This is a genomic window from Kitasatospora putterlickiae, assembly GCF_039527695.1.
Classification (GTDB): Bacteria; Actinomycetota; Actinomycetes; order Streptomycetales; family Streptomycetaceae; genus Kitasatospora; species Kitasatospora putterlickiae.
In genome coordinates this window covers 7,098-11,980 of record NZ_BAAAKJ010000259.1, presented here as the reverse complement: position 1 = coordinate 11,980, position 4,883 = coordinate 7,098, and the positions used below count along the sequence as shown (strand labels likewise).

The following is a 4,883-nucleotide window of genomic DNA, read 5'->3' as shown; positions in this document are numbered from 1 at the left end:
TCACTTCGCCGCCTTCGCCAGCATCGCAGCAGCCCTCATCTGCGCCCGCAGGTCCCCAAATGAGATGTCTTCTAAGGAGGTGCGGCGGCAGGCGGCGGTTCCCGACAGGGTGTGACTCTTCCGGCCCACCTGGATCTGTACCGGTCGGAGCGCCATCGCCTGTCTTCGAAACGCCGCGGACCCCACCGGTGAACCCAACCCAACCCACAGAACCCGAGCCCACAGACACCACCACACCCCAACAACACCCCCCACGATCCCCACCCGGCCACTGGCTCGCACGGATATGCGGAGTGGTGCATTCCGGCCAGTTGCCAGCATGCGTTGGACCCGGCCGTCGTCAGCCGGTGCGCCAGCGCTCGAGCAAGCGGGTGGTCCGGTCGACGGCGGGGTTGTCGCGGCCGAGGACGGCGATCTGGTCGGGCACCAGGGCCTCCAGGTCCGCCACGGCGCCCCGGAAGTCGCCGGCCTCGGCCCGCCAGACGGCGAGTGTCTCGCGGCCGGCGAGGGTCTGCACCTCGACCGGGCCGAGGAGCGCCAACTCCTCGGTCAGGACGGCCTCCAGCAGCCGGACGGCCTCCGCCGGGTCGCCCGCGCGGCCCGTCCACTCGGCGTGCTGGGTGCGGGCGGCGAGGGTGCCGGCGTGCTCGGGGGACCGGGCGGTGCGCATCGCGGCCAGTTCGGCGTAGGCGTCGCGGGCGACGGCCGGTTCGCCGAGTTCCCCCCGGTGCTGCATCGCCGCGGCCCGGGCCTCCACCGTGCGAGGGTCGTCGCGGCCGTACCGGGCCTCCGCCTCGCGCAGCGCCTCGCCGTGCTGGGCCAGCGCATCGGTGTGCCTGCCGACCCGGGCGAGGAGGTGCGCGAGGTGGTTGCGGGTGCTGACGGCCCCCGGCGCGTCGGGGCCCGCGATCCGGGACCAGTCCTCGTAGATCCGTTCCAGCTCGGCGACCGCGCCGGGGGCGTCGCCCGCGTGCCCGCGCCAGGCGGCGGCGCTGCGGCGGGTCTGGAGGAACGCGTCCGACTCCGGTGCGAGCACCCGTGACTGATCGGCCAACAGGGAGGCGAACGCCTCCGCGCCGCCCCGCGCGTCGCCGGACTTCGCCTTCCACCAGGCCAGGTAGCCGCGGGTCTTGAAGAGCAACTCGTCGTCGTCGGGGAACCGCGTGGACACCTCCTGCCACAGGTCGGCGAAGTGCCGGGCGGCGCCCCCGGGCCGGCCGGACTCGCCGAGGCTGCGGCCCCAGCGGTACAGCACCTCGTGCGGCGCGGGGAGAAGCAGGTGCTCGAAGGCCCCGTCGGCCAGCACCGCCGCGTTCGAACGCAGCGCGCCGTCCGTCGCCGGGTCGACGTTGCCCTCCCAGACGGTGAGCAGCGCGTCGGCCGCGGCCGTGGCGACCCGGGTGGTCGGGGCCGGGGCCAGCGACTCCCGGACCGAGCGCTGCACCAGCTGGTGCACCCGGACGGCGGCGGTCGGCCGCTCGGGGTCGAGTTCGGCGAGGCTCAGGCGCCGCAGGTTGCCGAGGGCCTGCCGCAGGGTCCGTGCGGTGGGCGCCGCGCCGGTCCCGGACGGCAGCAGTCCGATGACGCTCGGCGCGGCCAGGACCGGCGCGGGTACGCCGTTGGGGTCGAGGAAGGAGACGAGCTGGAGGACGGAGCGGGCGGCGCCCCGGGGGCTGAGGGCGTCCGCCCGGCGCAAGGACAGGCTCCAGGTGAGCGCCACCGGCTCCGGGGCGCCCGGGATCGCCGATCCCTCGGGGAACACGTCGGTCAGCGTCAGCCGGCGGTCCGCCAGCTCGGCGCGGTACTCGGCGCAGCTCAGGGTCGGATTGTCCGCGAGGTACGCGCGGGCGTGCGCCAGGGCCAGCGGAAGGTATCCCAAGTCCTCGGCCAGGGAGGAGAGATCGGCGGCCTCGTCCCGGCGTCCGGACCGGACGGTGGACTCCCGGAGGTAGTCGGCCGCCTCCTGCGGGGTGAACATCCCCACGGGCACCTGGCGCCGCCGGTCGCCGCCGAGCGACGCCTCCTGCCGCCGGGTGGTGGCCACCGTCCGGCCGTACGGGGACGGCGCTGGCCACAGCGAGCGGAGGTCCTCCGGGTCCGCCACATCGTCGAGGACCACCAGCCAGCGGCGGGGGCGTTCGCCCGCCGCGACGGGCTTCGGGAGCAGCCAGGTCAGGAACTCGGCGGCGGCCTGATCGGGGTTCTTGTCGCTCGCGCCGAAGAGGTCGTGGGCTGCTGCGGCGTAGGACGCCACGATCGCGTCACGGGAGGTCGCCGTCACCCACAGGAGCAGGTCGAGGTGACCGTCACGGAGCTGGCGGTCCGCGAGGTCGGCGGCGATCTGGGTCTTGCCGGACCCGCCGAGGCCGGTCAGCACCCACGACAGCTGGTCGCCCCCGCCTTCGGCCGGGCCGGTTAGGTCGACCGGCAGTTCGCGGGTCCGGAACCCGTCCGCGCGGGGCGGTGGCAGGCCGCGCACGTAGGGCCACTCGACGGCCTTCGGGGGCGCCGGGAAGTGCACGTTCATGGTGTTCCCGGTGCCGACCACCATGGCCGTCGCCCCGTAGAAGGTGTTGTCCCGGACGGTGGCGGCCTCCCTGGCGGGCGGGGGTGTGCCGCCCGCCGGGGACGGCGCGCCGGTGCCTTCGGTCGGGTCCGTGGCCCGATCCGTGGCCGGGTCCGTGGCCGGGTCCGTGCTCTCGCCGGGGTGCGGCTCCGTCACTTGGTGCTCTCGCCGAAGGTCACGTCCACCTTGTTGTTGTTGCCCGCCGTCAGCGCGGTGGGACCCTTGAAGGTGTTGTGCTCGACGTTGACGCTGCCCTGCTCCCGAGCGGCCGGTGTGCCGTGCTCCCGCACCAGGGCCCGCAGCTCCTCAGCGAGTCGCTCCCGCTCCTCCTCGGGGGCGGCCTCGAACAGGGCGACGAGCCGCTCGCGCCAGATGGCCGCGTGCAGGGCGCGAACGTTCGCCGCCTCCTGCGGCGGGGCCGCCTCCAGTGCGGTGGCGGTGCGGTCGAGTTGCGCCAGTTCGAGGCGCTCGCCAGCCGCGTCGCCCCGCCCGAAGAGCCTCGCCGTACCGGACCGGACGCCCTCCCAGAGCGATGTTCCGGCCGCTCCCACCACCGCCGTACCACCGGCCGCCGCCAGCGCCGCCAGAGTCTCCGTCAGCACGGTTTCCCCCTTGCCGTGTCGATGTCTGCTGTCGTCCTACCCAGTCGGCAACCGGTAATCACCTGGCGGAAGTTGACCGCGTGCGGCTCCGGGATCGCGACCCTGACCGCCCGACAATGTACGGGCGGAGAGCCGTTCGCGGCTTCGCGCGCCCGGCGCCCGACCTGCGCAAACGCGCCAATGTCCTGCTCGTCATCGACACCTCCCCCTCCATGGACGCCGAGGTCGACGGCACCGGCAGGAGCAAGCTCCAGTTCCTCAAGGACGCCGCCCCCGAGCTGATCGAGGGCTTCGCCGACGAGGACCGCACCGGACTGTGGATGTTCTCCTTCACCGGAGCCCTCGACGGACGCTCCAACCACCGCGCCCTGGTCGACCTCGGCCCGGTCAGAACCCCTGCGGCAGTCGCACCCGCCGCACCACGGTGAACGAGAACATCCAGGTCTGAAGGCCGCCGATGCGACCGCCCTCTGCGAGACCACCGCCGCCGCGGTGAAGGAACTGCGCCTGACGCGGTGTGGCGGGGTCGAGGATACGGGTGGGGCGCGGACGGCCTGGTGGTCGTCGTCGGTCAGCGCGTGGAGGCCGGCGCGGCCGAGGGCGGAGCAGAGGGGTTGGGCGGCGGTGCCGGAGAGGAGCACCCGGCCGGTGCCGCCCGGATCGAGGACCTGGCCGAGCACGGATCCGCCGCCGCCGTCCGGCACCCGCTCGGCGGCGAAAGCCGGAGCCCGCGCGGCTGAACGCGGCTGTGGGCCTGACCGCCCGCCCGCACCTTGATGCCCCGCCCGGTGTTCGGGCCTGGGCAAGGCTGTCGGCGACGCCCCGGGGGTCCGGGAGTTCGCAGGCGGGTAACGATGATCGATTAAAGGTGCCTTCGGTGAATTCCGGGGTTCCGCCAACAAATCCTTGAGCGGGGCCCAGTATTGGTGCAGGGGAGGAAGCTGAATGGGATACGAAACACGCATCGATACCGCTTCTGTCATCAAGATCGCCTCCGATGTGCATGCGACCAGCGAGAGCAGCCGTCAGGGCATGCTGCTGAAGGACGCCTCCGAAGCGGGAGCCGGCCACCCCGGGTGGAAGGCCTCGGTGGCCAGTACCGCCTGCGTCAAGGCGTGGCAGGACCGGCTTCGCAAGGAGGCCGACGAAGTGGAGGCGGCCGCGAAGGCGCTGGCGGCCTCCGCGAACAACTACGTCAGCACGGACGGGGCCGTGGCCGGCTCCCTCGCGGAGGACGCCACCTGGCTGAAGGGGGTCTGATGCTCACCGTCGACGCCCTCAACCGGGCGAACCCCCAGTTATGGCGGCACGCCGGCGACGACGCCGCGAACACCGCCAAGCACTGCGAGCACGTGGCCTCCGTCGCCCGCGACGAGGTCGCCCGGACGCTCGGCAGCGCGTGGAGCAGCCTCGCCGCCGATGGCGCCCGCGCGCGCTTCGCACGCCACGCCGAGGCCTACGAGGCCGCCGCGATGGCCGTGCGCGCCATGGCCCGTACCTATGACGGGCTCGCTGAAGCCATCGCTGCGAGCCAGGGCGCCCTGCACAGCGCGCTCGACTACGCGAGCCGCAACCAACTGAAGGTGAACCAGGACGGCTCCGTGTACACGGACCCGGTCGCCCTGACGCCGGAGGCCTCGGCTGCGCTCCGGGACGTCATCAAGCAGACCCAGGAGATGCTCACCTCGGTCCTGCAGGCCGCCACGGCCGCGGAC

The 4,883-nt window shown here is 73.6% G+C and carries 5 protein-coding genes and 1 pseudogene; 4 read left to right on the top strand and 2 right to left on the bottom strand.

Features of this window, described 5'->3' with window-relative positions:
- Nucleotides 1-340: 340 nt before the first annotated feature.
- Together ABD308_RS26520 and ABD308_RS26515 are read right to left on the bottom strand one after the other, a co-directional pair.
- Nucleotides 341-2,722: an NB-ARC domain-containing protein gene (locus ABD308_RS26520; RefSeq protein ID WP_344339349.1), complete on the bottom strand. Its 2,382-nt coding sequence runs from the start codon at nt 2,720-2,722 to the stop codon at nt 341-343.
- The gene (locus ABD308_RS26515) at nt 2,719-3,168 is read right to left on the bottom strand and encodes a hypothetical protein (protein ID WP_344339345.1); all 450 of its coding nucleotides are present in this window, start codon (nt 3,166-3,168) and stop codon (nt 2,719-2,721) included. Before ABD308_RS26515 ends, ABD308_RS26520 begins: the two co-directional genes overlap by 4 nt.
- Nucleotides 3,169-3,284: 116 nt before the next feature.
- Here ABD308_RS26515 and ABD308_RS26510 point away from each other — a divergent pair, with 116 nt between their 5' ends.
- The 4 genes and pseudogenes from ABD308_RS26510 to ABD308_RS26495 all read left to right on the top strand — a co-directional run.
- Nucleotides 3,285-3,596: a vWA domain-containing protein gene (locus ABD308_RS26510; RefSeq protein WP_344339339.1), complete on the top strand. Its 312-nt coding sequence runs from the start codon at nt 3,285-3,287 to the stop codon at nt 3,594-3,596.
- 129 nt (nt 3,597-3,725) lie between these two features.
- Nucleotides 3,726-3,908: a hypothetical protein gene (locus tag ABD308_RS26505; protein ID WP_344339334.1), complete on the top strand. Its 183-nt coding sequence runs from the start codon at nt 3,726-3,728 to the stop codon at nt 3,906-3,908.
- A gap of 205 nt (nt 3,909-4,113) precedes the next feature.
- Nucleotides 4,114-4,428 carry a hypothetical protein gene (locus ABD308_RS26500; protein WP_344339331.1) on the top strand — a complete coding sequence of 105 codons (315 nt, stop codon included), beginning with the start codon at nt 4,114-4,116 and terminating at the stop codon, nt 4,426-4,428.
- Nucleotides 4,428-4,883: pseudogene (locus ABD308_RS26495) on the top strand (hypothetical protein); the annotation flags it as partial. The gene ABD308_RS26500 and the pseudogene ABD308_RS26495, both read left to right, overlap by 1 nt.